The 24,938-nt window shown below is 72.9% G+C and carries 22 protein-coding genes; 12 read left to right on the forward strand and 10 right to left on the reverse strand.

Annotation, left to right across the window (positions count from 1 at the left end):
- The first annotated feature begins 176 nt into the window (after window positions 1–176).
- Window positions 177–593 (forward strand): enediyne antibiotic chromoprotein, encoded by a 417-nt coding sequence (locus tag ACFOSY_RS17690; RefSeq protein WP_394307826.1) that lies wholly within the window; start codon window positions 177–179, stop codon window positions 591–593.
- 95 nt (window positions 594–688) lie between these two features.
- On the opposite strand, the gene ACFOSY_RS17695 is transcribed toward ACFOSY_RS17690, so the two are convergent.
- On the reverse strand, window positions 689–1,318 hold the full coding sequence (locus ACFOSY_RS17695) for a glyoxalase (protein WP_394307829.1): 630 nt from the start codon (window positions 1,316–1,318) through the stop codon (window positions 689–691).
- 171 nt (window positions 1,319–1,489) lie between these two features.
- Here ACFOSY_RS17695 and ACFOSY_RS17700 point away from each other — a divergent pair, with 171 nt between their 5' ends.
- Window positions 1,490–2,359 (forward strand): helix-turn-helix domain-containing protein, encoded by an 870-nt coding sequence (locus ACFOSY_RS17700; protein ID WP_394307831.1) that lies wholly within the window; start codon window positions 1,490–1,492, stop codon window positions 2,357–2,359.
- Between the two features lie 49 nt (window positions 2,360–2,408).
- Here the strand turns inward: ACFOSY_RS17700 and ACFOSY_RS17705 are convergent, their stop codons facing one another.
- The 3 genes from ACFOSY_RS17705 to ACFOSY_RS17715 all read right to left on the reverse strand — a co-directional run bounded on the left by ACFOSY_RS17705 (window position 2,409) and on the right by ACFOSY_RS17715 (window position 5,492).
- Window positions 2,409–3,539, reverse strand: coding sequence for a ParB N-terminal domain-containing protein (locus ACFOSY_RS17705; protein ID WP_394307834.1), 1,131 nt, complete (start codon window positions 3,537–3,539; stop codon window positions 2,409–2,411).
- A gap of 190 nt (window positions 3,540–3,729) precedes the next feature.
- Window positions 3,730–4,569: an ABC transporter permease subunit gene (locus ACFOSY_RS17710; RefSeq protein WP_394307836.1), complete on the reverse strand. Its 840-nt coding sequence runs from the start codon at window positions 4,567–4,569 to the stop codon at window positions 3,730–3,732.
- A complete protein-coding gene (locus ACFOSY_RS17715) occupies window positions 4,566–5,492 on the reverse strand; it encodes an ABC transporter ATP-binding protein (protein WP_394307838.1) in 927 nt (308 codons plus the stop codon). The genes ACFOSY_RS17710 and ACFOSY_RS17715 overlap by 4 nt, the downstream gene beginning before the upstream one ends.
- A 223-nt stretch (window positions 5,493–5,715) precedes the next feature.
- Between ACFOSY_RS17715 and ACFOSY_RS17720 the strand changes: the two genes are divergently transcribed.
- Together ACFOSY_RS17720 and ACFOSY_RS17725 are read left to right on the forward strand one after the other, a co-directional pair.
- Window positions 5,716–6,486, forward strand: coding sequence for a gamma-glutamyl-gamma-aminobutyrate hydrolase family protein (locus tag ACFOSY_RS17720; RefSeq protein WP_394307840.1), 771 nt, complete (start codon window positions 5,716–5,718; stop codon window positions 6,484–6,486).
- A gap of 109 nt (window positions 6,487–6,595) precedes the next feature.
- Window positions 6,596–7,048 carry a carboxymuconolactone decarboxylase family protein gene (locus ACFOSY_RS17725; RefSeq protein ID WP_394307842.1) on the forward strand — a complete coding sequence of 151 codons (453 nt, stop codon included), beginning with the start codon at window positions 6,596–6,598 and terminating at the stop codon, window positions 7,046–7,048.
- 76 nt (window positions 7,049–7,124) lie between these two features.
- Here the strand turns inward: ACFOSY_RS17725 and ACFOSY_RS17730 are convergent, their stop codons facing one another.
- From ACFOSY_RS17730 to ACFOSY_RS17740, 3 genes are all read right to left on the reverse strand, one after another.
- On the reverse strand, window positions 7,125–8,498 hold the full coding sequence (locus ACFOSY_RS17730) for an NDP-hexose 2,3-dehydratase family protein (RefSeq protein ID WP_394307844.1): 1,374 nt from the start codon (window positions 8,496–8,498) through the stop codon (window positions 7,125–7,127).
- Window positions 8,495–9,475 (reverse strand): dTDP-glucose 4,6-dehydratase, encoded by a 981-nt coding sequence (gene rfbB / locus ACFOSY_RS17735; RefSeq protein WP_394307846.1) that lies wholly within the window; start codon window positions 9,473–9,475, stop codon window positions 8,495–8,497. The genes ACFOSY_RS17730 and rfbB overlap by 4 nt, the downstream gene beginning before the upstream one ends.
- A gap of 167 nt (window positions 9,476–9,642) precedes the next feature.
- Entirely contained in the window at window positions 9,643–9,996 is a 354-nt protein-coding gene (locus ACFOSY_RS17740; RefSeq protein WP_394307848.1) for a VOC family protein, read from the reverse strand.
- Window positions 9,997–10,161: 165 nt separating this feature from the next.
- Here ACFOSY_RS17740 and ACFOSY_RS17745 point away from each other — a divergent pair, with 165 nt between their 5' ends.
- The gene (locus ACFOSY_RS17745) at window positions 10,162–11,709 is read left to right on the forward strand and encodes an alpha/beta hydrolase (RefSeq protein ID WP_394307851.1); all 1,548 of its coding nucleotides are present in this window, start codon (window positions 10,162–10,164) and stop codon (window positions 11,707–11,709) included.
- Window positions 11,710–11,793: 84 nt separating this feature from the next.
- On the opposite strand, the gene ACFOSY_RS17750 is transcribed toward ACFOSY_RS17745, so the two are convergent.
- Window positions 11,794–13,113 (reverse strand): nucleotide disphospho-sugar-binding domain-containing protein, encoded by a 1,320-nt coding sequence (locus ACFOSY_RS17750; RefSeq protein WP_394307854.1) that lies wholly within the window; start codon window positions 13,111–13,113, stop codon window positions 11,794–11,796.
- A gap of 82 nt (window positions 13,114–13,195) precedes the next feature.
- Window positions 13,196–14,383 (reverse strand): MFS transporter, encoded by a 1,188-nt coding sequence (locus tag ACFOSY_RS17755; RefSeq protein ID WP_394307856.1) that lies wholly within the window; start codon window positions 14,381–14,383, stop codon window positions 13,196–13,198.
- Between the two features lie 77 nt (window positions 14,384–14,460).
- Between ACFOSY_RS17755 and ACFOSY_RS17760 the strand changes: the two genes are divergently transcribed.
- Window positions 14,461–15,738 carry an ATP-grasp domain-containing protein gene (locus ACFOSY_RS17760; protein ID WP_394307858.1) on the forward strand — a complete coding sequence of 426 codons (1,278 nt, stop codon included), beginning with the start codon at window positions 14,461–14,463 and terminating at the stop codon, window positions 15,736–15,738.
- Between the two features lie 37 nt (window positions 15,739–15,775).
- On the opposite strand, the gene ACFOSY_RS17765 is transcribed toward ACFOSY_RS17760, so the two are convergent.
- Window positions 15,776–16,576: a phytanoyl-CoA dioxygenase family protein gene (locus ACFOSY_RS17765; RefSeq protein ID WP_394307860.1), complete on the reverse strand. Its 801-nt coding sequence runs from the start codon at window positions 16,574–16,576 to the stop codon at window positions 15,776–15,778.
- Window positions 16,577–16,901: 325 nt separating this feature from the next.
- Here ACFOSY_RS17765 and ACFOSY_RS17770 point away from each other — a divergent pair, with 325 nt between their 5' ends.
- Genes ACFOSY_RS17770 through ACFOSY_RS17795 form a run of 6 tightly spaced genes read left to right on the forward strand, consistent with a single transcriptional unit; the run spans window position 16,902 to window position 24,938 of the window.
- Window positions 16,902–18,269: a formylglycine-generating enzyme family protein gene (locus ACFOSY_RS17770; RefSeq protein WP_394307862.1), complete on the forward strand. Its 1,368-nt coding sequence runs from the start codon at window positions 16,902–16,904 to the stop codon at window positions 18,267–18,269.
- Complete coding sequence (locus tag ACFOSY_RS17775) at window positions 18,269–19,675, forward strand: MBL fold metallo-hydrolase (protein ID WP_394307864.1); 1,407 nt, start codon at window positions 18,269–18,271, stop codon at window positions 19,673–19,675. The genes ACFOSY_RS17770 and ACFOSY_RS17775 overlap by 1 nt, the downstream gene beginning before the upstream one ends.
- The gene (locus tag ACFOSY_RS17780; protein WP_394307866.1) at window positions 19,672–20,676 is read left to right on the forward strand and encodes an alpha/beta hydrolase-fold protein; all 1,005 of its coding nucleotides are present in this window, start codon (window positions 19,672–19,674) and stop codon (window positions 20,674–20,676) included. The genes ACFOSY_RS17775 and ACFOSY_RS17780 overlap by 4 nt, the downstream gene beginning before the upstream one ends.
- Window positions 20,664–22,508: an asparagine synthetase B family protein gene (locus ACFOSY_RS17785; protein ID WP_394307868.1), complete on the forward strand. Its 1,845-nt coding sequence runs from the start codon at window positions 20,664–20,666 to the stop codon at window positions 22,506–22,508. Before ACFOSY_RS17780 ends, ACFOSY_RS17785 begins: the two co-directional genes overlap by 13 nt.
- Window positions 22,450–23,547, forward strand: coding sequence for a hypothetical protein (locus tag ACFOSY_RS17790; RefSeq protein ID WP_394307870.1), 1,098 nt, complete (start codon window positions 22,450–22,452; stop codon window positions 23,545–23,547). The genes ACFOSY_RS17785 and ACFOSY_RS17790 overlap by 59 nt, the downstream gene beginning before the upstream one ends.
- A complete protein-coding gene (locus ACFOSY_RS17795) occupies window positions 23,544–24,938 on the forward strand; it encodes an aldehyde dehydrogenase family protein (protein ID WP_394307872.1) in 1,395 nt (464 codons plus the stop codon). Before ACFOSY_RS17790 ends, ACFOSY_RS17795 begins: the two co-directional genes overlap by 4 nt.

Here is a 24,938-nt window from a genome sequence, read left to right on the forward strand (position 1 = left end):
CGACGTCCTCCGCGATGCGCCGCCCCGTGCGGCGGTCAACCGGACGTGCGGCGCAGTTCCAGCGGGCGTCGAGGCGGTCTCGAGCCGGTCTCATGTGTTCCGGCCGACTCTGGGTGAGGCGTGATCTTCCGAACGCCGTTCCACTTCCGCTGTCCGCACTCTTCGAGGAGACGACCATGCAGATCCGCTCGCGTCTGACCAAGGCCGGCATGCTGGGCTCCGCCGCCGTCGCGGCCCTGGCCCTGTCCACCGCCCCGGCCTCCGCAGCCCCGGCGGTGACCGCCTCGCCCAGCAGCGGCCTGGCCGACGGGCAGACCGTGACCGTGTCCGGCTCGGGCTATCAGGCGGGTGCCGAGGTCGCGGTTTCGCAGTGCCGGGAGAGCACCACCTGCACCGACACGCTGGCCACGGCCACCGTGCGGTCCGACGGCACCTTCACCGTGCCCTACACCGTGCGCAAGCAGTTCACGGCCACCGACTGGAGCACCGGCACCGGTACGTCCGTGACCGTCGACTGCGCCGCGCAGCAGTGCCAGCTGGTCGCCTACCTGGCCTCCACCGGCCCGGTCGGCACCGACATCTCCTTCGGCTGAGGCACCGCATCCGCGAGACGGCAGCCCACCGAGCGGTGCCCGCCCATGGCACCGCTCGGTGGGCGCGTTCGTGTTCCGGCGGCCGGCCGACGGAGTCAGGCGGAGGCGGACGACACCGACGCCGACTCCCAGGCGAAGCCGTCCGGGTCGGTGAAGGACCCGGCGGTGCCGCCGAGCACGATGCGGTGCGAGCCGCTGCCCTCCTCGGGCACACCGACGTCCTTGGCCAGGCCCCGGCGCTTGTACAGCGCCAGCTTGACGGAGGCGTCGTCGGAGGAGAACTCGACGTACTTGCCGCCGAAGCTCTTGGCGACGGACAGGCCCTGCCCGACGTAGAACTGCTTGCTCGCCTTGACGTCCTCGACGCCCAGCAGGAGAACGAGGTCGTCGACCTTGCGGGTGGCGGGGCCGGTGTTCTTCTTGGACGAGGTCGCCACCTTCCAGATCGTGCCGTCCGGCGCCTGCACGACGCCGCCGTAGCCCCACAGGGACTTCGCGGCCGGCTTCAGCGCGGTGGCGCCGGCCTCCAGGGCGGAGCCGAGGAAGCTGTCGACGTCGGCCGGCTGGGACACGGTGATCGACATGGTGAATCCGCGGAATCCGCTCGTCGGCGCCTCGGAGGTGCGCAGACGTACCCGCGGGCCCAGCCCGAAGGCGTCGGAGTAGAAGCGTTCGGCGGCCGCGAGGTCGGCCACCTCCAGGGTGACGTGTGCGAGGAAGCTCATGACGTTCACGCTAGCCGCGGGCGTCCGCCGGAGGCTTCTCCGTTCGTGCTCGATCGCCGGCGTCTCGCCCCCGTCCGGAGCGATCCTGCAGCGGTCCCCTAGCGGGACTCGAGCAAAGTCCCGCGCGCACGAGCCACCCTGTCGAGCGGGACGACACACCTGGGGTGGGCCATGGATGCAGCAGTGGAGCGGGCGGTCGCCCGTATGCGCGAGCGGTTCGGGGACCCGCTGACCGTCACGGACGTCGCGCACGGCGCCTCACTCGGCGATTTCCCCTTCTCGCGTCTGTTCCGGGAGGAGACCGGGGTGAGCCCCGGGAGATTCCTGGCCGCGGTCCGCGTTCACGAGGCGAAGAAGCTCATCGGGAGCACCTCGATGACGTTCGCGGAGATCTCCGCAGCGGTCGGCTTCGACAGCCTCGACGCGTTCACGCATTCCTTCACGGCCGCTGTCGGCCTGTCACCCGGCCGGTTCCGCCGGCTGTGCGGCGCGCAGGGGGCCGAGCCGCCGGCGCCAGAGCCGGGACCGTCGCCGCGGTTCGGCTCGGTCGCCGGCACGGTCAGGCTGCCACCGGGCCACGGCAACGCACGGGTGTTCCTGGGGGCCTTCGCCACGGCCGTCGTCCAGTACCCGGCCGTCGCCCAGGCGGTCGTCGACGTGCCGAGCGACCGGCCGTCCTGCTACTCCCTGCGGGACGTGCCCGAGGGGCGCTGGCACCTGCTCGCGGTGGCGGTGGCGGCCGGCACCGGTCACGACCCGCACGCCGTGCGGACCGGACTCGTCGGAGGCCACGGCACGGCGGCCACCACCGTGACCGTCACCGCCGGCGCCGTCACCAGCGCCGCGGTACGGCTGCGGCCGGCCTGCCCGGCCGATCCGCCGGTGCTGCTCGCCCTGCCGGAGCTCGACCCGCCCGCGACGGTCGTGCCGCATCCCGGATGCGCCGCCACCACACCGGCAGCGGCCGCACCCGGGCGGGAGCCGGCCGGCGCCGGCCGGCTACGGCTGGTGCCCGCCGCGCCGGTGCCGCCAGGGGCGTAGACGCGGCGGTCGGGGATCCGAGGTGCCGTCAGGAGCGCGGGAGCGGTGGTCAGGTCCCCGAAGGCGACAGGGTGCGGCACAGGTCCTGACGGGCCTTCAGCCGTTCGGCGAGCAGACACCACTCCTTGCCGATGTGCTCGGCGATCGGGGCGACCACACCGAGCCAGTGGGGCGGCACGGCGTCGACGAGCCGCCGCCAGTCCTCACCGGGCTCGGTGGTCTGCGACTGCATCCAGCGCAGCAGCTCCCGGCCGTCGGCGGTGTAGCGGATCGCGGGGTCGGTGGCCATCTTGGCCGCCACCGCCGCCCAGGTGGGCGCGGGCTCGGAGTGGTTCCTGCGCTGCGGCGGGGCGGCCTCGGCGCTCCCGGCCACACGCAGCGGCGCCCGGCGCACCCCGTCGGTGTCCGGCCCGGCCGGCGCCGTCACGTCGGCGGGCGCCGGCACGGACTGGACGGGCCGCACGTGCTGCGGTCGCGCGGCGGGCGTGCGGCGCCCGTTGCGTTCGGGCCCCTCGCCGCGCCGCAGCCGGGCGCTGACGTCGTGCACCGTGCCCAGCGACACGTCGGTGGCCTTGGCGACCTGGCGCAGCGGCGCGTCCGGGTGGGCGGCGATGTACTCGGCGGCGCGCCGCCTGCCCTCGCCGGCGTCCACCGGACGCCGCCTGCCGTCCTGGCCGATGCGCTTGCCGCCCAACGGCGTCGCGATCGCCGACCGCTCGCGCAGGGACGCGATGGTCTTGGCACTCAGTCCGGTGACGCCCGCGATGGCACGGTCGGACCAGTCGGGGTGGGAGTTGAGGACCCGCTGGGCGCCGGCGACGCGGTCGGCCCGCGACAGCGGCAGGCCGTGCGTGCCGTTCGCCTTCATGGCGATGACGAGGGCCTCGGAGTTGGAGCAGTCGAGAAAACGGACCTGGATGCTTTCGGCGCCCATGAGCCGGGCGGCCTCCAGGCGGTGCAGCCCGTCGATGACACGGCAGCCGTCCACCTGGACGAGCAGGGGAGGCAGTTCCGCCGAATCCGCGGCGTCCACGAGAAGCCGGACATGAGCGGGGTCCGTTCCGCCCTGGCGCAGGGAAACTCCCGGCGAGAGAGCGGAAAGGGGGACTTCGCGGGCCGGGATCTCCTCGAAATTCCTCAGGTCGAACTCGCTGTGCGCCGAGGCTCCGACGTTCTCCATGCGGACGGCACTGAACGCACTCGTGATCGAGACGGCTTGCGCGTTGCTCTGAGACATCCCTGTGACTCCCTCTCTGCTGCCGCTGCCGACGAGGGTCGCAGGAGGGTCTCCAGCCGCAGTGGAGAGCAGGTTGACGTTCTCTCAAACACGGCTCCGCGGGTGTCCGCCGGGCGGACACCCGCGGGGGGGATCAGGCGTCCCGGCGCCGCATCTGCACCGCCGCGACGGCCAGCAGGACGGCCGCCCAGAGCGCGAGCACCCCGAGCCCCTCCCACGGCCCCAGCAGATCGCCGGCGCGGGAGTGCTGCTGGGTGATCATGAAGCCGGCCTGGGTGGGCAGCCAGGCGTGGATGTGCTCGCCCACGCTGCCGGGCAGCAGGTCCGCCATCGGGGTGATCACCAGGACGAACCCGACGACGACGGTGATGCTGGCCGCGGTGTGCCGGATGATCGCGCCGACGGCGAGGGCGAACAGTCCGAGCAGGGCCAGGTAGAGGCCGCAGCCGACGACCGCCCGCAGGGCGCCCGGGTCGCCGAGGGAGACCGGCGCCTTGCCGTCGAGGATCGGCGCGCCGATGAAGAAGGAGCCGAACGCGGTCACTTCGCCCACCGCCAGGACCAGCAGGGCGAACACCGCGCCCTTGGCCGCCAGGACGGGCACCCGCCGGGGCACGGCGAGCAGGCTGGCGCGGATCATGCCGGTGGAGTACTCGGACGCGATCGCCATCACGCCCATCACGCACACCGCGAGCTGGCTGAGCAGGATGCCGCTGCCCAGGATCGTGCCGGTCGGGTCCATGCGCATCTCCGCCTGCTGGGCGGCATCGGCCTTGTCCCAGTTCGAGATGCCCATCTGCATGAACAGCGCGGTGAACACCAGGGTGAGCACGACCAGGACGGCGAGGGACCAGACGGTGGAGCGGACGGAGCGGATCTTCGTCCACTCCGAGAGCATCAGGTTGCCGAAGTTCGGACCCCGGCCCCCGGAGACCGGGCGGGACCCGGTGGCGAACGTGGTCGTGGCGGTCACTTCACACCTCCGGCGGCGGGCACGTCGGCGTCGTACTCGACGGCGTCCCTGGTCAGTTCCATGAAAGCTTCCTCGAGGGAGCCGCGCCGCGAGGTCAGCTCGTGCAGCACCAGGCCGTCGGCGGCGGCGAGTTCGGCGATGCGCGGGGCCTCGATCCCGGTGACGTCGAGGTCGCCCTCGCCGGTGCGGGTGACGGTGGCGCCCTCGCGCCGCAGCAGCCCGGCGAGCTGCGTCCCGTCGGGCGTGCGGATGAGGACGGAGCGCTCCGTGCTGCGCTCGATGAACTCCTCGGTGGAGCAGTCGGCGACCAGCCGGCCGCGTCCGATGACGACGAGGTGGTCGGCGGTGACGGCCATCTCGTTCATCAGGTGGCTGGAGACGAAGACGGCGCGGCCCTCGGCCGCGAGCGACTTCATCAGGTTCCGGATCCACAGGATGCCCTCGGGGTCGAGGCCGTTGACGGGCTCGTCCAGGACAAGGGCGGCGGGGTCGCCGAGCAGTGCGGCGGCGATGCCGAGCCGCTGCCCCATGCCGAGCGAGAAGCCGCCCGCCCGCTTGTGGGCCACGGAGGCCAGCCCGACCTGCTCGACGACCTCCTCGACCCGGCGCCGGCCGATGCCCTGGGTCTGCGCCAGGCAGAGCAGGTGGTTGAAGGCGCTGCGCCCGGTGTGGACGGCGCGGGCCTCCAGCAGGGCGCCGACGACGCTCAGCGGCCGGTCCAGCTCGCGGTAGGGCACGCCGTTGACGGTGGCCTCGCCGGCGTCGGGCCTGTCGAGTCCCAGCAGCAGGCGCATGGTGGTGGATTTGCCCGCGCCGTTGGGACCCAGGAAGCCGGTGACCCGGCCGGGCTCGACCGTGAACGACAGGTCGTCCACGACGGTCTTGTCGCCGTAGCGTTTGGTGAGGTTCTTGGCCTCGATCATGGTCACCTCGGTTGAATGGCCTGCGAGAGTTCCGCTGGGGCAAATTTCCCCGGCCATTTGTGATAGCAGGATCGCTATCTGTTCAGTAGTCGCAGCCTGGAGCGGACCGTGAACGATGGTCCGCGGCTTCACGGCGCGGATATTTTGGCAGCTCCGTCTGTCCGGGGAAGCGCGTGTTTCATCTGCTTACTTTCCCCAGTTGAACCCGGAAACAAGGGTGGTCATGAATTCAGTCACGAACGGGCCGGGGCCCGCCCGGCGGCCGGTCATCGGGATCTGTGCGCGGACGGCGCCGGTCACCCTCCAGGGCAGCGACCTGGTCGTCGCCCTGGCCCTCCAGTCGCACGTGGCCTTCCTGTCCGAGGAGGGCTGCACGCCCCTGCTGCTGCCGCTGCTGCCGGGCGCGGAGGACCTGGTCGGCCGGCTCGACGGACTGCTGGTTCCGGGCGGGCCCGACGTGGACCCCGCGCTGTACGGGGCGCAGGCCCACCCGGCGACCCGGGCGATGACCCCGGACGCGGACCGCGTCGAACTGACGCTGCTGCGCCGGGCGCTGGACACCGGCCTGCCCGTGCTGGCGATCTGCCGCGGGCTGCAGCTGCTCAACGTGCTGCACGGGGGCACCCTGCACCAGCACCTGGCGGACGTCACGGGGCACGACGGCCACCGTCCGCGGACGCAGACCTTCACGCTGGGCCGCCGGCCGCTGAAGCTGCTGTCCGGCAGCCGGATCGCCGGCATCCTCGACGAGGACGAGCCGGAGACGGCGTGCCACCACCACCAGGCGGTGGACCGGGTCGGCAGCGGCCTCACCGTCACCGGACGGGCCGGGGACGGAACCGTCGAGGCCCTGGAAGTCACCGACCACCCCTTCGCAATCGGCGTGCAATGGGAATCCGGGCACACGGCCGACCGACGACTTCACCGAGCACTCGCGCACGCCGCCGGCGAACGCCTGCGCAAAGAGCAGGCCGCCGCAGTTCCGATTCCCTGAGAAACAGGCGTTGCCGGGAGCAGACCGATTTTCGATCCCCCTACGAAGGAGAATGATGTCGCCGCGGATGCCCAACCCCTCGTTGGTGGTTCCCGATGTTCTTCCGCCCATGCGCGCGCTGGTCAAGGCCGTCAACAGTGTCGGCGTGCCGCTCCAGACGCTCGTGCTCATCCATCTCAGGGTGAGCCAGATCAACGGGCGGACGGTCCACCTGCCCGTGAAGCCGAAGGAGTTCGAGGAGGCGGGGGAGGAGGACCGCCGTCTGCCGCTGGTGGAGACCTGGCGGGAGCAGACCTGCTTCACCGACGCCGAGCGCTCCGTGCTGGCGCTGGCGGAGGCCGCCACGCGGATCGACGGCCGCGAGGACCCGGTGTCGGACGAGGTCTGGGAGGAGGCCGCCAGGCACTGGACCCAGGTGCAGCTGGCCGCCGTCGTCCTGCACATCGGACTGGTCAACCTGTGGAACCGGGTCAACGTCGCCACCAAGCAGGAGGCGGTGGACTGGCGTGTCAACCCCAAGAAGTGGACCCCGATGACCAGCCGGCTCAGCGCGGCGCAGTAGCCCTTGCCGGCACCGAGGCCCTGCCCGGGGATCACCTCCCGGGCAGGGCCTCGTGCCGTCGGCGGACCCGCTCGGGTCAGGGCGCGCCGTCGCCGCGCAGTGCCGGGCCGAGGACGGCGAGCAGGGTCCTCGCCTGGACGTTGACGTAGCGGCTGTGCCCGGCCAGCCAGTTCAGCTGGCCCGGTGTCACCCACTGGTAGCCGAGGGGCGGCCGGGCGGGGGTCGTCGCCTCGTCGGTCTCGACGATCAGGTAGCGGCTCTCCGCGTTGAGGAAGCGGCCGCCCTCCTCGCTGTGCACGGCCGAGTACAGGACGCGGTCGGGCGAGGCGTCCAGCAGGACGTCCAGGAAGGGCGGCCGGTGCTCGGGCGCGTAGTTCGACGGCACGCACTGCACGGTCGGCGCCAGCTCCACGGTGTCGAGGAAACCGCCCTCGACGCGGGCGTGCGCCAGGAGATGCGGGACGCCGTCGAAGAACCGGCAGGCGAAGCCGGCCACCCCGCGCTCGACGGGTTCGATGATCGGCTGGGTCCAGCCGGCCACCTCACGGCCGGCCCCCTCGACGGAGACCGCCATCACCCGGAAGAACCTGCCGTCGGCCCGGCTGACGGAGTGCGCGTCGGTCCGCCAGCCGGCGATGTCGCGCAGCGGCATACGGCGGGCGCGTACGTCGTGCCGGGCGCGTTCCCCGGTGAACCAGGCCAGCAGGCCGGCGTCCGACGACAGCGCCCTCGTCTCGTCGTGGAGGGCCGGCGCGCTCGCCAGCACGGTACGCGCGTCCATGTTCACGACGTTGTCCAGGCGCAGCAGCCGCAGGATCTGACCGAGGGTGAGCCAGCAGAAGCCGTCGTGGACGGTGACGTCGCCGTCCACCTCGACGATCATGTTGCGGTTGCGTTTGCGGAAGAACCAGGCGCCGTGCTCGGACTGCAGGACGTCCGTGAGGACCTGCTCCCTGCGCGGGGCGAGGAAGTGCTCCAGGTACTTCACCGCCGTCCCGCCGTGGGCCTTCGTGTAGTTGCTGCGGGTGGCCTGCACGGTGGGGGAGAGCTGCACCAGGTTGGGGTTGCCGGGCTCCATCTTGGCCTGCATCAGGAAGTGCAGGACCCCGTCGAACTCCTTGGCGAGGATGCCGAGGATGCCGATCTCCGGCTGCACGATGATCGGCTGCTCCCACTCGGTGCCCGGCCCGCTGACGTGCAGTCCCTCGACGGTGAAGAAGCGTCCGCTGCTGTGCCGCAGGTTTCCGGTGTCCGGGGCGAACGACCAGTGGTCGAGCCCCGAGAACGGGATCCGCCGGATGACCGTTCCGCTCAGGAGCCGGTGCAGGTCCAGCCAGCCCGGCACCTCGGACGTCGCGGTGTGCGCGCCCTCGGCCGCCGCGGCCGACCGTGCCAGGCGCTCGGCGACGTCGGCGCCGGTGCGCGCCACCAGCCGCACGGGGGCGCTCACGGCCGGTCCCCGCCGTTCTTGAGCGGCTTCCACCAGTGAGGGTTGTCGCGGTACCAGGCGACGGTCTCGGCCAGACCGGTGTCGAACGCGGTCAGCGGCCGGTGGCCGAGTTCGCGTTCGATCCTGCCCTGGTCCAGGGCGTAGCGCCGGTCGTGGCCCTTGCGGTCGGTGATGTGCCGGATCATGTCCGGTCCCGCCCCGCACAGTTCGGCGAGCCGGTGGGCCAGCTCCAGGTTCGAGACGGCCGTGCCTGCGCCGATGTTGTAGACCTCGCCCGCCCGGCCGCCGGTGAGGACCCGCTGCACGGCGCGGCAGTGGTCGTCCACGTGCAGCCACTCGCGGATCTGCCCGCCGTCGCCGTAGACGGGGATGGGGCGTCCTTCGAGCAGGTTGGTGACGGCGAGCGGGATGAACTTCTCCGGGTACTGGTGGGGCCCGTAGTTGTTGGAGCAGCGGGTGACCGACACGTTCAGCCCATGGGTGCGGAAGTACGCCAGGGCGATCAGGTCGGAGGCCGCCTTGGACGCGGCGTACGGCGAGTTGGGCAGCAGCGGGGACTCCTCGGTCCACACCCCCTCCTCGATGGAGCCGTACACCTCGTCGGTCGAGATGTGCACCACGCGCCCGACGCCGGCCGCCAGGCAGGCCTCGAGCAACGCCTGCGTGCCCTCGACGTTGGTGCGGACGAAGTCGGCGCCGCTGGCGATGGAGCGGTCGACATGGCTCTCGGCCGCGAAGTGCACCACCGCGTCCTGGCCGTCGAGCAGGTCACGCAGCAGCTCCCGGTCGAGGATGTTCCCGTGTGCGAAGGTCAGCCGCGGATGCGAGGCGGGGAGGTTGTCCCGGTTCCCCGCGTAGGTCAGCGCGTCCAGGACCGTGACGTGGGCGTCCTCGAATCCCGGACAGCCCCCGTCGAGCATGGTCCGTACATAGTGCGAGCCGATGAATCCGGCGCCGCCGGTGACGAGGATTCTCATGCGACCACGTCGCAGCCGGAATTCCGCGCTCGAAGCATGTCCTTTTCCCTTCCCTCGGGGGTCTCCACCCACCCTGCGGGAGAGACTGGACGGCCGCCCTCGAAGCCTTCTCGAGACGGGCTCGACGGGCTCCGGGGCGGCCGGGAACGCGGGGCCGGGACGCGGCGTCAGCTGTCCTGCAGCAGTCCGAGGACGTTGCCGTCGAGGTCGGTGACGGTCGCCACGCGCCGGCCGGCGCCGACCTCCGTGGCGGGACTGCTCACGGTGCCGCCCGCTGCGGTGATCTCGGCCAGTTTCGCGTCGAGGTCGGCCACGTGCAGGTAGGCGACCTGCGCGGTGATGCCCTGCGCGCCCGCCGGCACGAGTCCGATGTGCTGGCCCGCGACGTCGAACCCGACGTAGTACTCCGAGTCGGTCTGCGGCTCGATGCCGAACACGGCGGTGTACAGCTTCCTGGCCGCTGCCACGTCCGCGACGGGGTGCAGCACGGTCTTGATTCCCTGGACGGCTGCGTCAGCCATTCTCACTCCCGGTGGGGGTCGGAATTCGTCGCCCCATGCTAGGGAAATGGAGAAACCCCTTGCATCTTCCCCTCCGTCGCCTCAAGGCGATTTCCAGGCGTTCTTGAGCGTGAACCGACGGACCGGTGCCACGCTGCGAGCGCGCTGAACTAGGAGGGGAATTCCGTGAGAAAGCTTGCGTTGGTCATACCGGCGGTGGCGGCCGCGCTGTTGGGTACGGCCGTCGCCCCGGTCGCGGTGGCGAAGAACACGGCCGGACCGGCCGCCGGCAGCGTCGACTGGGTGCCGTGCGAGGGCGGTGATCCGGTCCTCGGCGACATGCTCAAGGGCCTGGAATGCGGCACCGTGCAGGTGCCGCTCGACTACGACGCCCCCGAGGGCACGAAGATCAGCCTGGCGCTGACACGGGCCAAGCACACCGTCCCCGACAGCGAGTACAAGGGCGTCGTCATCCTCAACCGCGGCCAGTGGCCCGGCGGCATCGGCCGTGACCTGCCCACCCGGTACGCCAAGGGCACCACCGGGCTGGCCCAGGACGTCGGCGCCGCCTACGACTGGATCGGCTTCGACCCGCGCGGCGTCGGCGCCAGCGAGCCGTCCGTGGTCTGCGACGTCGACTACATCGACCCCGGGCACGCGCAGCCGGACCCGGTGCCGGGCACGCCCGCCGCCGAGCGGGAGTGGGCGGAGCGGGCCCGGGCCTACGCCGACAGCTGCGACGCCAAGTACGGCGACGTGCTGCGCCACCTGAGCACCGAGGACGCGGCGCGCGACCTGGACCGGATGCGGATCGCCCTCGGCCAGGAGAAGATCACCTACTTCGGCACCGACTGGGGCACCTACCTCGGCTCGGTCTACGCCTCGCTGTTCCCGCAGCGGCTGGAGCGCATGGTGCTGGACAGCGTGGTGCGCCCCAGCACGGTGGGCTACCGCGGCAGCCTGCGCAAGAACGCGCTGTCCGAGCGCAACGCGGAGATCTTCTTCGCCTGGGTCGCCGAGCACGACGCCGTCTACGGCCTGGGCACGACCGCGGACCAGGTGGAGGCGAACTACTACAAGGGGCAGGACGCGCTGCAGGCGGCGCCCCTCGACGGCAAGATCGGCCCGATGGAGTGGGCGGACATCTTCGAGCCGGTCGTCTACCGCAGCTGGACCTGGCTCTCCCGGGCGAAGGTGCTCTCCGACTGGGTGGTGCACAAGGACCCGGCGTCGCTGCGGGCCACCTTCACCCCGGCCGGCTTCCCGCACCAGAACCGGCACGCCATGACCAACGCGGTCAACTGCCTCGACGGCCCCTGGCCGCGGAACTGGAACCGCTGGAGCAAGGACCACTGGCGCCAGTACGACGCCGGTGACCGGGTCCTGACCTGGCCCAACGCCTGGCACAACGCGCCGTGCGCGTTCTGGCCGCAGCCCGCGCGGAGCACGCCGGTCGCGGTCGGCGACGGCAAGGTGAGCGTCCTGCTGGTGCAGCCGCAGTTCGACACCGCGCACGGTACCCGCGGTGCCGTCGAGACCCACGAGCTGTTCCCCAACTCCCGGCTGGTGCTGGAGCGGGGCGGCCACAACGTCGGTGCGGCGCTGTCGGCGAACAACAATGCCTGCCTCAACAAGTACGTCGGCGACTTCTTCCGGGACGGCACCCGTCCCGCCTCCAAGAGGGGGGTCGACGCCGTCTGCCAGGCGTCGGCCGACCCGGTCCCCGCGTCCTGACGCGAACCGGCGGACGGGCCCCGCGTGGAGCACGCGGGGCCCGTCCGTGTTCCCGGCCGGCCCGGACCGCCGGGGCAGCGCTGGTCAGCGCAGGGCGGGCACCGGCCCCGCCCGGTGGGCGACGGCCAGAGCCTCCAGCGTCCGCGCCAGGTCGCCGGGCGCGGGCATGGCCAGCATCTGGTCCCGCAGCCGTACCGCGTTCGCCCGCAGGTCCGCGTCGTGCAGCAGGCGGACGAGGGCGGCACGGACCGCGGGCCCGTCCGCCTCGGCGGGCGTCATGGCGAGCCCCGCGCCCGCGGCCCGAAGGCACCGGAACTTCAGCGGCGCGTCGAACGCCCGGCTGATCAGCAACTGGGGCACGCCGTGGCGCAGCGCGCAGCCGAACGACCAGGTGCCGCCGTGGTGCACCACGGCCGAGCACGTCGGCAGCACCTCGGCGAGGGGCACGGACTCCACCAGGCGGGTGTTGGCCGGCACCTCCCGCAGCTCCTCGCGGACCTCCGGCGGCACGGCCAGCACCAGCTCGATCTCCAGATCCGCCACCGAGCCGAGGATGCCCCGGACGCCCTCGACGGTCAGCGGCAGCCGGGTCCGGCGTTCGTCGGCCGAGTCGCCGAACGTCATCAGCACCCGCGGCGCAGGCGGCGGCCCGGCGAGCCACCCCGGCACCACGGCCGGACCGTTGTAGGGCACGAACTGCACGGGCAGCACGGCCGGCCCCGGGTCGGGCCGGAACGCCTCGGGCAGCGGGGCGACGGTGAACTGGCCGTTGACCAGGTCCTCGGAGAACGCGACGCCGTACCGCCGGGCCCAGCCGGCCAGCCAGTCCCGCATCGCGTCGGTGCGCCGCTCCGGCGGCTGCTGGGCCCGGGCGTGCAGGAAGTCCTCGCGCATCCGGGTGTAGACGTCGACGGAGTACAGCACCCGGGCGTGCGCCGCGCCCACGGCCTCGGCGGCCACCGCGCCCGCGAACGCCTTGGCACCCCACAGCACCAGGTCGGGACGCCAGGCGCGGGCCTCGGCGACCAGGTCGTCCATCATCGAGTCGTTGGAGCGCCGTGCCTGCGGCAGCACCAGGTCGTCGAAGACCCGGCAGGCCTGGTCCCAGTCCAGCCGCTCGCGATCCGGCCGTATGTCGAACAGCGGGTCGAGCCCCTGCTGCGGGGCTCGTTTCGCCGCCGCGGCGCGCTCGGACGTCTGGCGCCGGTCCCGCTGCCTGCGCACCTCCGCGGTCTCGCCGGGACCGACGCCCACGGCCGTCAGCCCGGCCGAGGTGACGACGTCGAGCAGATTCGGCCAGCAGGCCACCCGCACCTCGTGCCCGGCCGTCCGCAGCGACCAGGCGAGCGGCACGAGGTTGAACACATGAGCCTTCCAGGGAAACGGCACGACGAGGACCCGCACGATGGCACTTCCTTGACAGTCGGGAACAAAGGATCAGGGACGAACGCCGCACCGCCCGGCCCGCGGCCCCTCGCCGCCCTGGTCAGGCGTCCTGCACGCGTCGCCGCCGGGCGAGCCCGGCGGTGCCGGTCGAGGCGGTGACCAGGACGGTGACGACGGCCACCACGGAGGCGGTGGACACCGGACCCACCAGGTCGCACAGCGCACCCAGCGCCAGGATGGACACCGCCACGCCCGCGGGCAGCAGAGTGGCCCGCAGCGTCACCACCGACGGCAGGTCGGCGGCGCGGGCCGTGCTCAGGAGCCGGTTGTTGTAGTGCAGGTACGCCACCTCGAAGAGGACCAGGAACAGCGCGTACAGCACAAGCGTCGGCACCGTACGGCCGACCAGCACCGCCGCCAGCAGGGGCGCCATGGGAAGCAGCGCCCAGACGGCCGAGGGCACACGCGTCAGACAGTGCTGGGCCGGCAGGGCGGCGAGCGACCCCGTGAACAGGGCCACCGAGGAGACGGCGACGAACACACCCACCAGGCGGGTGCCGCCGCCGAGCAACTGGACCGGGACGACGGTGACGGCCACCGTGTGGAAGCCCTGCCAGAAGGACACCAGCAGGAAACGGGCGAACAGCCGGCGCAGCACGGGATCGTCGACCCGCGGCCGGGCGGCGGTTCCGGCATCGTCCGCGGGGGCGGTCTGCCGCGGTGCGGACGGCAGCGCCCACGCGAGCAGCGAACTGAGCACCAGCGTCGCCGCGTTCACCGCGATCAGCCCGCGCAGCGACAGCACCGAGGCGGCCGGTCCGGCCAGTGCCGCTCCGACGCTCAGGCCGGTCAGCTTGCCGATCTCGGCGACGGTGTTCGCCCGGTCCAGCCGCCGCGCCGGCACGGTGTCGCGCAGCACGAGCGCGGTGGCCGAGCGGGTGACCGCCTCGAAGTACCCACGGGCCAGCAGGAGTGCGGCGGTGACCGCGAGGAGCGCCCGCTGCGGGGCCACGAGCGCTGCGGCGGTCAGCACCAGGCTCGTCGCCTCGGCCAGCCGCACGAGCCGCTCCGGGGCGTGCCGGGCGAGCACCCGGTTGAGCGGTCCGGCCAGCAGCAGCGCGGGCAGCCACGGCGCGCTCAGCACGGCCGCCGCGAGCAGCCCCGACCCGGTGGCCGACCCCACGAGCGTGGAAAGGCTCACCAGGACCAGAAAGCTGCCGAAGGCATTGACGAACAGCAATACCGGGATGCAGTGCGGCGAGCGCACTCCTGCAAGAAAAGACGTCATCAGGCACTCCTCCGAAGGGGGAGGATCCCAGAGTTGAACGTCTTTCGGCGAGGGACCGCTCTCTCTACTTTGAACACATGACAGCAGCAATGGATGAACGCCCGTGCATCGTGATGGTGGACGCCTGGGCCTCGGTCCGCTCACTCGTCCTGAAATTCCTGGAACAGGGAAGTTCCATTGTCCGGGTGCAGAGCACTCGGGAAGTTCCGTACGTGTACCGCGCATCGCCGTACGTCCCGGAGGATTTCGTCGCCGATATCGTGCACGACGGCGACCTGGAGGCCACGGTGGCGGCTGTCAAGGCGTTCGCGCCGGTCGCGGTGGTCGCGGGCGGGGAGAGCGGGGTGGAGCTCGCGGACCTGCTCGCGGAGCGGCTCGGCCTGCCGGGCAACGGCACCGCCCTCAGCGCCGCGCGGCGCGACAAGCACCTCATGGTCGAGGCGGTGCGCGCCGCGGGACTTCGCGCGGCCCGGCAGCTGCGCGCCACCGACGCGGACGAACTCGCCGCCTGGCACCGCGAACTGGGCGGGCGGGTCGTCGTCAAGCCGCCGCGCAGCGCGGGCAGCCAGGGCGTGTTCTTCTGCGACACCCCGGAGGAGTCGGCGGCGGCGTTCCGCTCCCTCGCCGATGCCGACGACGTCTTCTCCCAGCCCAACAAGGGGGCCGTGGCGCAGGAGTACCTGCCGGGCACCGAGTACATGGTGAACACCGTCAGCCGGGACGGCCGCCACCACCTCTGCGACGTCTGGCGGACCGGCCGCCTCACCGCGAACGGGGTCGTCGACCTCTGCGACGCCCTGTCGCTGACCGACTCGGCGAGCCGGGCCGTGCAGCCGCTGCGTGACTACGCGTTCCAGGTGCTCGACGCCCTCGGCATCCGCCACGGCCCGGCACACCTGGAGATCAGGATGACCCCGCAGGGGCCGTGCCTGGTCGAGGTCGGTGCCCGGGTCGCCGGCGGCGGCATCCCGGCCTGCGCCGGCCTGGGCATCGGCGAGTCCCAGCTGGAGTGGACCGTCGACGCCTGCCTGCGGCCCGAGCGGTTCCACGCCCGGGCCGGAACGCCGTACCGGGTGCGTCGGTACAGCGCCATCTTCGGCATGGTCTCGCCGGTGGAGGGCGTGCTCGGCGAGTACCGCGGCATCGAGGAGATCGAGCGGCTGGAGAGCTTCCACAGCCTGATCACGCTGGTGAAACCGGGTCAGCGGATCCGCCGCACGGTCGACGACCTCACCTATCCGCTCATCGTGACGCTGCTGCACGACCTGGAGGAGGTGGTGCAGCGCGACCTGAACACGATCCGCCACCTCGACGGCGAGGCGTTCTACGGCCTCGACGGCAGGGCGGACTCCTGACGCCCGCGTTCGACTGCGGATCCGCAGCGGTCGAACGTCAGGCCCGGACCACCGCGGCCGGCTCCATCCGGGTCCACGAGGGCCGCGGCACCTGGTAGACGAAACTGACGGCCGTGCGCGGCTGAGCCGCCGTGGTGTTGGGCGCCGAACGGTGCAGCACCAGGCCGTCGAACACGACGGCGGAACCGGGCTCGAGGGGGACGGCCACCGGGTCGGCCGTGCGCGGCAGGTGCTCGTCCGCGACGTGCGGCTCCACCGCGCCCTCCCGCGGCGGCTCGCCCGGCAGGCGCTCCCGGTCCCCGGTGTGCGGGAACAGCCCGAGCAGATGGGAGCCGGGGAGGAACTCCAGGCAGCCGTTGCGCACGGTGGCCGGCTCCAGCGCGATCCAGATCGTCACGATGCCGTGCTCCTCGGCGCCGAACGAGGGCGGCGCGAAGGCGATGTCCTGATGCCAGGGCTTGGCCGACCCCACCACGGGCGGCTTGGCCCACAGGAACGCGTTGACCAGGGTGCCCGGGCTCCCGGCGGCCCCCGCCACCGGCCCGCCGGCCAGGTCCAGCGACCGCTGCACGGCCGCGAACTCGGGGACGTGCTCGTGGATGCGGTCGGCCGACCTCAGCACCCCGGGGAGGGCCTCGGCGCCCTGCTGCCAGGCCGCCCAGCCGCCGACGCCGGGGGCCTCCAGGACGAAGTCCCCGCCGGAGACCGTGCGGTCGCGGGCCAGCTCCTCCAGGTCGGACACCGCGCCGCGCAGCCGGGCGAGTTCCTCGCCCGCCACCAGCCCGTCGAGCCGCATGAATCCGTTGTCGCGCACTTCCCGGTAATGCGTGGCGCTCATTCTTCTCTCCTCTTCTCTCCTCGTACCACCTCGGATCGCCGCCGGCCGACCCGCCAATACCACGGAAATGTTCATGTTCAACGTCCGCGTTTCAAGGCCGTTGCCGCGCCTTCCGCGCTCTTCGTATGCTTCCGGGCCGTGCGGCCGATCCGGCCCGCGGCAACCCGATACGGCGGAAGGAGTGACAAATGAGCGACCGCGACTTCATCGACACCCGTGACGCTGAGCAGGAGACCAGCAAGTGGTAATCCGCTGACCAGCGAACGCGCCGCCCGTATGGAATTCAGAATCCGTGCGGGCGGCGCGTCGTCCGAGAGAGGCTGAGATGGTAGGTAATCGCGTTTCAGAAGTCATCGACATTCCCGCCGATCTGCTGGAGATCGACGACTCCACCGACGAGCGCTACTGGGCGTCGGTGGAACGTGTCGTCGCGCTGGCCGAGGACCGGGGGCGGGCCGCCGACGGGATACCGCTGCTGGCGTCTGTCGCGGTCACCCACCCCGAATGGCCGGTGCGGGCCGGTGCGGTGCGCCTGCTGGCCAGGCACCACGCGGGCGACCCGGCCGCCGACACCGCCGTGGCCGCCGCCACCCACGACACCGTCGACTGGGTCGCCTTCACGGCGCTGAAGGTCATCGCGGAGCACCGGATCGCCGCCGCCGTACCCGACCTCATCCGCATCTCCGGCTGGCCCAGCAACTTCACCCGCCCCGACTGGACGCGCAAGCCCGTGGGCTGCGGCGCGGCGCTCACCAAGCGGGCCCTGATCGCCGTCTTCGGCACCCGCGACCCGGCCGAACTGCGCCGCCTGGAGGACGAGTACTTCTCGGACATGCGGGCGCGCGTCGAGGCCGCGCGCAAGCGCCCCCGGCGGAACACCGACGTCGTCCTGGTGCCGGGCGGCCCGGCCATCATCGGCGCCGAGGAGAAGCCCGACGCCTTCCGCATGGCCCAGGACGACAGCACGCTGCGCGCCGTGGACGTACCCGCGTTCCTCATCGACCGCACCACCGTGACCAACGCGCGCTACCGCGCCTTCCTCGACGAGGCCGGCGACTCCGGCGAGTTCGACCACCCCGACCAGCCGCTGGAGCGCTCGCACCGTCCGGTGCACTGGCACGACCCGCGGTTCAACGCCCCCGACCTGCCGGTCGTCGGCATCGACTGGTACGACGCGTACGCCTTCGCGAAGTGGGCCGGCGGTTCGCTGCCCAGCGAGGTCCAGTGGGAGAAGGCCGCGCGCGGCGTGGACGGCCGCCGCTACCCCTGGGGCGAGGAGTGGGACCCGGACCGGGTGAACTACGTGGAGCGGTCGTTCGGCGAGGAGGTCGCCGACCTCGACTCCCTGGAGGCGCTGCTCGTCACCGTCTCGCAGGGCGACAACCCCGCCCACCCGGTGCTGCCCGCCGACGCCCTCCCGCAGGGCGCCAGCCCCTACGGCGCCCTGCAGATGTCGGGCAACGTCTGGGAACTGACGCGGACCAACTACTACACCGGCGAGGACATGGACCCCTTCTTCAAGGGCCGGCACCCGCTGGACTTCATGAACCGCAAGGAGGCCTTCCATGTGCTGCGCGGCGGCACCTGGACCTCCCCGCGGTCCTGCCTGACCACGTTCTACCGGGGCAAGGACCTGATCACCGACCGGCACAACGAGGTCGGCTTCCGCTGCGTGTACGAAGCGAGCGCCTGATGCGACTGACCTCCCTCGGCCACGCCGCCGTCCTCGTCGACACGGGCACGGAACGCATCCTCTTCGACCCCTGGCTCACCCAGCGTCTGGACCGCTTCTGGGAGCACCACCCGGCGGTGCCCGACCGGTTGGTCCGTGAGGTCCTCGACGACGGTGTCGACTACGTGGTGCTCAGCCACCACCACTTCGACCACCACCACTTCCCCTCACTCCTGCGCCTGGTCGACGGCGCCGACGTGGACTTCGACGACAGCCCGCGCCAGAGCTCCGAGGTCACCTGCGTCTACCCCACCGGCCCCGTGCCGCCGCAGCTGACCGCGTCCGGGCTCGGCCACCAGGCCATCGCCTGGACCCTGCGCCGCTTCGGCTACGAGAACCTTCAGCCGGTGACACCGGGCGACACCCTCACCCTGGGCCGGACGACCCTGCGGACGTTCCCCTCGGCGGTGTCCTTCCCGGAGATGAGCGTGCTGGTGCAGACCGACGACGCGGCCGTCATGCTGTGCGGCGACGCGCTCCTGCACGAGGACACCGTGGCGGCCTTCCGCCGCCCCGACGCCCCGAGGCTGGACGCCTTGTTCGTCCCCGCGCACAGCATCTCGCCGCCCGGCGTGCTCACCGAGCGCCGCCCGCTGACCGATCCGGACGCGGTGCGCGCCCGCGCCGTCGCCAACTTCGACCGGTACGTCGACGCGATCCCCGCGGCCGTGACCGTGCCCTCCTCGTTCGGCTGGCGCATCAGCGGCGACGGCACGTCCGACTACGACTGGTGCAACCGCACGATCTTCCCCTTCACCCCGGTGCAGGCACTGCGCCGCCTGGACGAGCTGGGCCGCGACGGCCTGCTCTGGGGTCCCGGACAGGCGATCGAGGTCAAGGACGGCAAGGCCGCCCCGGCCGACGGACCGGTGCCGCCCGGCGGGTACGACTTCGACGAGGTCTACGCCGCGGTGACGCTCGACCCGGACACCCCCGTACCGCCGTTCGACGCCTCCCGCGACCGGTACGGCCGTCAGACCCGCGACGCCGAGGACATGCTGCGCGAGCTGCTGGACCGGCTGGTGGCGACCGACTACTGGTACCGGGCCCTGGACCACGGCGCCGGCCGCCACGTCGTCTCGCTGTACGAGGACGACGGGAGTGAGACGTCCTTCCTGCTCGACCCGGTGACCGGCCGGATCACACGGCTGGGCCCCGGACCCGCCCGCGGCCACCTCGCCGGCGGCGAGGGCTGGACCGAGATCGCCGCCTCCACGCTCGAGGCCATGCTCGGCGCCGACCTGCTGTTCGGCAGCTCCTTCGGACTGTGGGCCAGCGACGGCGTGCTGCTCTCCGCGGTCTTCCACCACCCGTCGTTCTACACCCGCCACGTGGAACGTGCGCTGCGGCAGGAGAGCAGGCCATGAGCGAGCCGGTCCTGTTCGACCTCGACAGCGCCTGTCTGCGCGGCAACCCGCTGGGCGACCCGCACCGCCGCCGCGTCGAGGTGCACCTTCCGCCGGGGTACGACGGCGTCCGGCGGTACCCGGTGGTGTACTGGCTGCCGGGCTTCGGCGCCCGGCCCAGCCTCACCCACCGGCCGCTCGCCTTCGGCGGCTCGGTCGCCGACCGGCTCGGCCGGGCGATGGCGGAGGGCAGGGTGCCGCCCGCACTGCTCGTCGTACCCGACTGCACGACCGCCTACGGCGGCTCGCAGTACATCGACTCCGCCGCCTGCGGGCGCTACGCCGGCCACCTGGCGGAGGTCGTCGCCGAGGTGGACCGGCGGTTCGCGTCCCTGCCGGGGCCCGCCGGACGCGCCGTCGCGGGCAAGTCCAGCGGCGGCTACGGCGCCCTGGTCGCGGGCATGACGACCGGGCTGTTCTCGGCGGTGCTCGCCTTCTCGCCCGACGCCGGGTTCGAGCACTGCTACCTGCCGCTGCTGCCCGCCGCGCTGGACACCGTCCGGGCGGCCGGCGGCGTCGAGGCACTGCTCGACCGCCGGGACACCGGCCCGCACGACGTGCCCTTCATGGTGGCGATGAGCATCGTCGCCACGGGCATGTGCTACGCCGACGCCCCCGCAACCGCTCCCGCCGACGCGCTGCCGTGCGACCCCGTCACCGGCCTGTTCCGCGACGAGGTGTGGCAGCGGTGGCTGCGCCACGACCCGGTGCGCATGCTCCCCGCCCACGCCCACCGGCTCGCCGGACTCGGCCTCCTCCACCTCAGCGTCGGCGAACGCGACGACTACGGGATGCACTGGGGCGTCCGCGCGCTGCACGCCGCCCTCGACGCACACGGCGTCACGCACGCCTACCGCGAGCACGAGGGCGGCCACCACGGCATCGAGTACGTGTTCGCCGAGGCCATGGCCCAGTTGTGGCGGGTGTGGGGGAAGACGGAGGCCGGCGCGTGTGCGGCATAGCGGGTTTCATCAGCTTCGAGGGACGGCGGGACGCCGACTGGATGGACGCGCTCGGCCGCACGATGACCGACGCCATGGCGCACCGGGGCGAGGCGGCCCGCGCCCCGTACGTCTCGGCGTGCGGCACCGTCATGCTGTGCGCGACGCGCCTGGCGGTCCGCGATCGCAGCGAGGCGGGCGACCAGCCGATGACCGACCCCACCGGACGCGTCGTCCTGGTGCACAACGGCGAGGTGTACGGCTCCCGTTCGCCCGCCGCGCCGCTGTGGCCCCGAAGCACCGCCTGCGACACCGAGTTCGTCCTCCAGCAGGTGTGCCGCGAGGACGACCCCGCGGCCGCCCTGCGGCCGCTGTCCGGCATGTTCGCCCTCGCCTGGCACGACACCTGGACCGGCCGCGTCGTGCTCGCCCGCGACCACTTCGGCGTGAAACCCCTCTTCTACGCCTTCACCCACGGCGGGCTCCTCTTCGCCTCCGAGCCGGGCGTGCTCCTGCGCACCGGCCTGGTCACCCCCGAGGTGGACCCCGAGGAGTACGTCCTGCGCTCCTGGATCCGGATGGACGCGGCCGACGACCACACCTGGCTGCGGGGCGTGCGGGCCCTGCAGCCCGCCGAGTACCTGTCGGTCGACCGCCCCGGCACCAGCACCCACCGCTACTGGCGGCCCACGCCGGTGGACGGGCTGGTCAGCGCCGAGGAGATCCGGGCAGCGTTCGACCGGGCGATCGCGGAGCGGGCCGTGTCCGACGTCCCGCGGGCGGCGGTGCTCAGCGGCGGCGTCGACAGCACGGCGGCCGTGGCGGCCCTGACCGCGCTGGACGTCCCCGTCCAGGGGTACGTGCTGCGCTACCAGGACGGCATCGGCGGCTCGGGCGACGACGTGGCGCACGCCTCCGAGGCCGCCGAGCGGCTGGGCGTACCGCTGACCGTGTGCGACCTGGACCGCCGCAGCGCCGCCGAGTTGGTGCCCGTCCTGCCCACCCGGCTGATGCGGCCGCTGCTGCACGGCGCGGAACTCGCCATGCACCACCTCTACGGCGCCATCGCCCGCGACGGCAACGTGGTCGTCTACTCCGGCCACGGCGCCGACGAACTGTGGGGTTACCAGGCCGGGCGCTACTTCCCGGTCGTCGACCCCTACGCGCCCACCTTCATCCACGGGCGCCACTACCTGACCCACCAGCTGTACTCCGACGAACGGCCCGTCTGGGCCCGGCTGGTGACCTGGATGGCGCGCGAACTCGGCGTCGACATGGCGGCCGTCACCGACCTGGTGTGGGAGCGCACCATGGAGGAGTACCGGGCGATCAAGACCGCGTCCCCGCTCAAACGCGGCCGGCACCACCTGCTGCGCCGCTTCCTGGTCTACGTCAACGACATGGTCGACGCCACGTCGGCGACCTTCACCCTGGAGGACCGGCCCGTCTTCCAGGACGTCGCCCTGGCCGAGCTTGCCTTCCGCTGCCCGGAGCACCTGAAGGACTCCGGTGAGCCCGGCAGCAGCCACAAGGGACTGCTCAAGGAGGCGCTCGCCGACCTGCTGCCCGACTCGGTGCGGCACCGCCCCAAACAGGGCTTCCCGACCCCCGCCGACCCCCGGTACGTCCGCCGGCTGGCCGCCCTCGCCGACGAGCTCGGCGCCCCCTTCGGCCTGCCGCCGCTGCCCGCCGGGATCCGGGCCGAACTCGGCGTCGGCGAATGGATGTTCCTTGCTTCGACCTCCGCCTGGCTCGGCCATCTCGCGGAGCTTCGCACCCACCCGAGGAGTCATGGTGAGCAGTCCCGTACCCCCGTGGCGCTGGCAGGTCCTGGACCGCGCGGCCGATCTTGACCCGGTGCCCCCGGCGATCGAGGAGACCCGCGCCCAGGACTGGTGCAACTTCGTGCTGTGGCGGCCGTCCCGGCTGCCCGCGGGATGCGACACCCGCGTCGGCACCCTGCGCCGCGAGGCGCCCCCCGGCCGGGTGGCGGCCGAGGGCCGCACCCCGTGGAGCGACGCCAACCCCGCCGGCTACCGCACCGAGATCTCCGGCGGGGGACGGCGGCTGCGCCTGAAGCAGTTCCTCTACGACTGGGCGTTCCCGGCCGCCGACCACCCGTGCCTGTGGGGCAGCGAGACCCGTCCGGCCGAGATCGGCGGGGGCCGCGTCGTCTGGCTCGGCACCGACTACCTGGGCCACCGCGCCGCGAGTGCCAGGATGGCCCGCACCACCGTCGAACTGTCCGTGCTGGAGGGCGAGTTCGACGACGACGAGCTGGTCGCGCTGTTCGCCGCACTGCGTCCGGCCGTGCCGGACGCCGTGCCGAGGGTGCTGGCCACCCCGTTCGCCGACCTGAGCTACTGGGCCCGGCGCCCGGCCTCCATGGTGTCGGTGCCCACGGGCGTCTTCCGCTTCCACCGCAGCGAGCGCGAGCACGAGGGCGACTGGGTCCCCTCGGAGCAGGTGGCGGACTTCCTCACCGCCCAGGGAGTGCCGGTGACGGCCGGGCAGTTCCGCGCCGAGAGCGCCGCCACGTTCGGCGACGGCGCCACCGTCCGCGAACTGGACGTCGTCTACTCCTCGCCGTCCGGCGGCGAGCTGCGGCTGACGGCGCAGCGCACCGGCGGCGGCCGGCTCGCGTTCCCCCCGCAGCGGGACAAGCACCCCGCCACCGCCGAGATCCGCGACCTCGGTGGCCGTCCCCTCCACCTCGGCCACCTCAGCACCCGGTACGGGGCCTGCGACGCCTGGTGGCAGCATCCCGACGGGTACGACCTCCGGCTGCTCGGCAGCGCGGGAGCGGACCTCGGCGCGGAGGCGTTCCACGGCCTGGCCGCCGAGATCGACCGCGGGCTCCGGCTCGCCGGCCGCGCGGCGGTGCTCGGATGACCGCGGCGGGCCGTGCGGTCCTCGACCCCGCCACCGGACGCACCGTCACCCACGTCCCGGACACCGACGCGTCCGGCGTCGCCGCCGCCGTGGCCCGGGCCCGGACGGCGTTCGACAAGGGCTGGGCCGACACCTCCCCGGCACAGCGCTCACGCCTGCTGCGCGAGCTGCTGCGCGAGGACCGCACGGAACTCGCGGCGCTGGAGCGGACCAGCACGGGCAAGCCCACCGCCCGCGCCCTGGGAGAGGTCGACTTCGCCGCCCAGGTGGTCGACTGGTTCGCGGCGGCGGCCCGGTACCCGGTGGGGGAGACCCACCCGGCGGGCCCCGGCATGCGCACCTACACCGACCGGGTGCCGGTCGGGGTCTGCGCGGCCATCGCGCCGAACAACTACCCCCTCCTGCTGGCCGTCTGGAAGATCGCCGCCGCCCTCGCCCACGGCAACACCGTCGTCGTCAAGCCGGCGCCCGAGACACCGCTGTCGATCCGCCGCCTGGCCGAGCGCGCCGGCGACGTGCTCCCCGACGGCGTGCTCACCGCCGTCTACGGCGGCGCCGCGACCGGCCGGCTGCTGTGCGACCAGCCGGCCGTCGGCATGGTCTCCTTCACCGGCTCGACGGCGGCCGGGCGTGAGGTCGCGCGGCGCTGCGCGGACGGCCTCAAGCCGGTCTCCCTCGAACTCGGCGGCAAGAGCCCCGTCGTCGTCTTCCGCGACGCCGATCTCGACGCGGCGGCACGAGCCGTCGTCACCGGCTTCACCGGCAACACCGGCCAGGTGTGCGTTGCGGGTTCACGGCTGGTCGTGGACCGGGCCGTGCACGAGGAGTTCGTCGGCCGGGTGGCCGCTCTCGCGGCCGCCCTCGAGGTCGGCAGGCCGGCCGACCCCGGCACCGACCTCGGCCCGCTGATCAGCCGGGCCGCCGCCGACCGCACGGCCGAGGTGGTCGCGCAGGCGGCGGAGCGCGGTGCGCGGGTGATCCTCCCGCCCGGCCGCTCCTCGGTCCTGCACGACCTCGACGGCGGGTTCTTCGTGCACCCCGCGATCGTCGACCGGGCGCCCCTGGACAGCCGCGCCTGGCGAGAGGAGATCTTCGCGCCGGTGCTGTCCGTCGCGTCGTTCGCCACCGACGACGAGGCCCTGGCCCTCGCCCACGACACCGCCTACGGGCTGTCGGCGTCGGTGTGGACCTCGGACGCCCACCGCGCCGAGCGCTTCGCCCGGACCCTCAGGGCCGGCATGGTCTGGGTGAACACCTGGGGCGACACCGAGGAGACGGTCAGCGTCGGGGGCCTCGGCCAGTCCGGATACGGCCGGGAGCTGGGCCTCCACGCCGTCGACGGCTACACCAGGCCGCGCGCCGTCTGGGTGGCCCACCGGCCGGGGCGGTAG

Source organism: Streptomyces lusitanus, assembly GCF_042647945.1.
Taxonomy (GTDB): Bacteria; Actinomycetota; Actinomycetes; order Streptomycetales; family Streptomycetaceae; genus Streptomyces; species Streptomyces pseudogriseolus.

What these genes read in the sequence shown, in the direction of transcription:
- ACFOSY_RS17690 (WP_394307826.1), top strand. Translation starts at nt 177, where the DNA reads ATGCAGATCCGCTCGCGTCTGACCAAGGCCGGCATGCTGGGCTCCGCC.
- ACFOSY_RS17695 (WP_394307829.1), bottom strand. Translation starts at nt 1,318, where the DNA reads ATGAGCTTCCTCGCACACGTCACCCTGGAGGTGGCCGACCTCGCGGCC.
- ACFOSY_RS17700 (WP_394307831.1), top strand. Translation starts at nt 1,490, where the DNA reads ATGGATGCAGCAGTGGAGCGGGCGGTCGCCCGTATGCGCGAGCGGTTC.
- ACFOSY_RS17705 (WP_394307834.1), bottom strand. Translation starts at nt 3,539, where the DNA reads ATGGAGAACGTCGGAGCCTCGGCGCACAGCGAGTTCGACCTGAGGAAT.
- ACFOSY_RS17715 (WP_394307838.1), bottom strand. Translation starts at nt 5,492, where the DNA reads ATGATCGAGGCCAAGAACCTCACCAAACGCTACGGCGACAAGACCGTC.
- ACFOSY_RS17720 (WP_394307840.1), top strand. Translation starts at nt 5,716, where the DNA reads ATGAATTCAGTCACGAACGGGCCGGGGCCCGCCCGGCGGCCGGTCATC.
- ACFOSY_RS17725 (WP_394307842.1), top strand. Translation starts at nt 6,596, where the DNA reads ATGCGCGCGCTGGTCAAGGCCGTCAACAGTGTCGGCGTGCCGCTCCAG.
- rfbB (WP_394307846.1), bottom strand. Translation starts at nt 9,475, where the DNA reads ATGAGAATCCTCGTCACCGGCGGCGCCGGATTCATCGGCTCGCACTAT.
- ACFOSY_RS17740 (WP_394307848.1), bottom strand. Translation starts at nt 9,996, where the DNA reads ATGGCTGACGCAGCCGTCCAGGGAATCAAGACCGTGCTGCACCCCGTC.
- ACFOSY_RS17755 (WP_394307856.1), bottom strand. Translation starts at nt 14,383, where the DNA reads ATGACGTCTTTTCTTGCAGGAGTGCGCTCGCCGCACTGCATCCCGGTA.
- ACFOSY_RS17760 (WP_394307858.1), top strand. Translation starts at nt 14,461, where the DNA reads ATGACAGCAGCAATGGATGAACGCCCGTGCATCGTGATGGTGGACGCC.
- ACFOSY_RS17765 (WP_394307860.1), bottom strand. Translation starts at nt 16,576, where the DNA reads ATGAGCGCCACGCATTACCGGGAAGTGCGCGACAACGGATTCATGCGG.
- ACFOSY_RS17770 (WP_394307862.1), top strand. Translation starts at nt 16,902, where the DNA reads ATGGTAGGTAATCGCGTTTCAGAAGTCATCGACATTCCCGCCGATCTG.
- ACFOSY_RS17775 (WP_394307864.1), top strand. Translation starts at nt 18,269, where the DNA reads ATGCGACTGACCTCCCTCGGCCACGCCGCCGTCCTCGTCGACACGGGC.
- ACFOSY_RS17780 (WP_394307866.1), top strand. Translation starts at nt 19,672, where the DNA reads ATGAGCGAGCCGGTCCTGTTCGACCTCGACAGCGCCTGTCTGCGCGGC.
- ACFOSY_RS17795 (WP_394307872.1), top strand. Translation starts at nt 23,544, where the DNA reads ATGACCGCGGCGGGCCGTGCGGTCCTCGACCCCGCCACCGGACGCACC.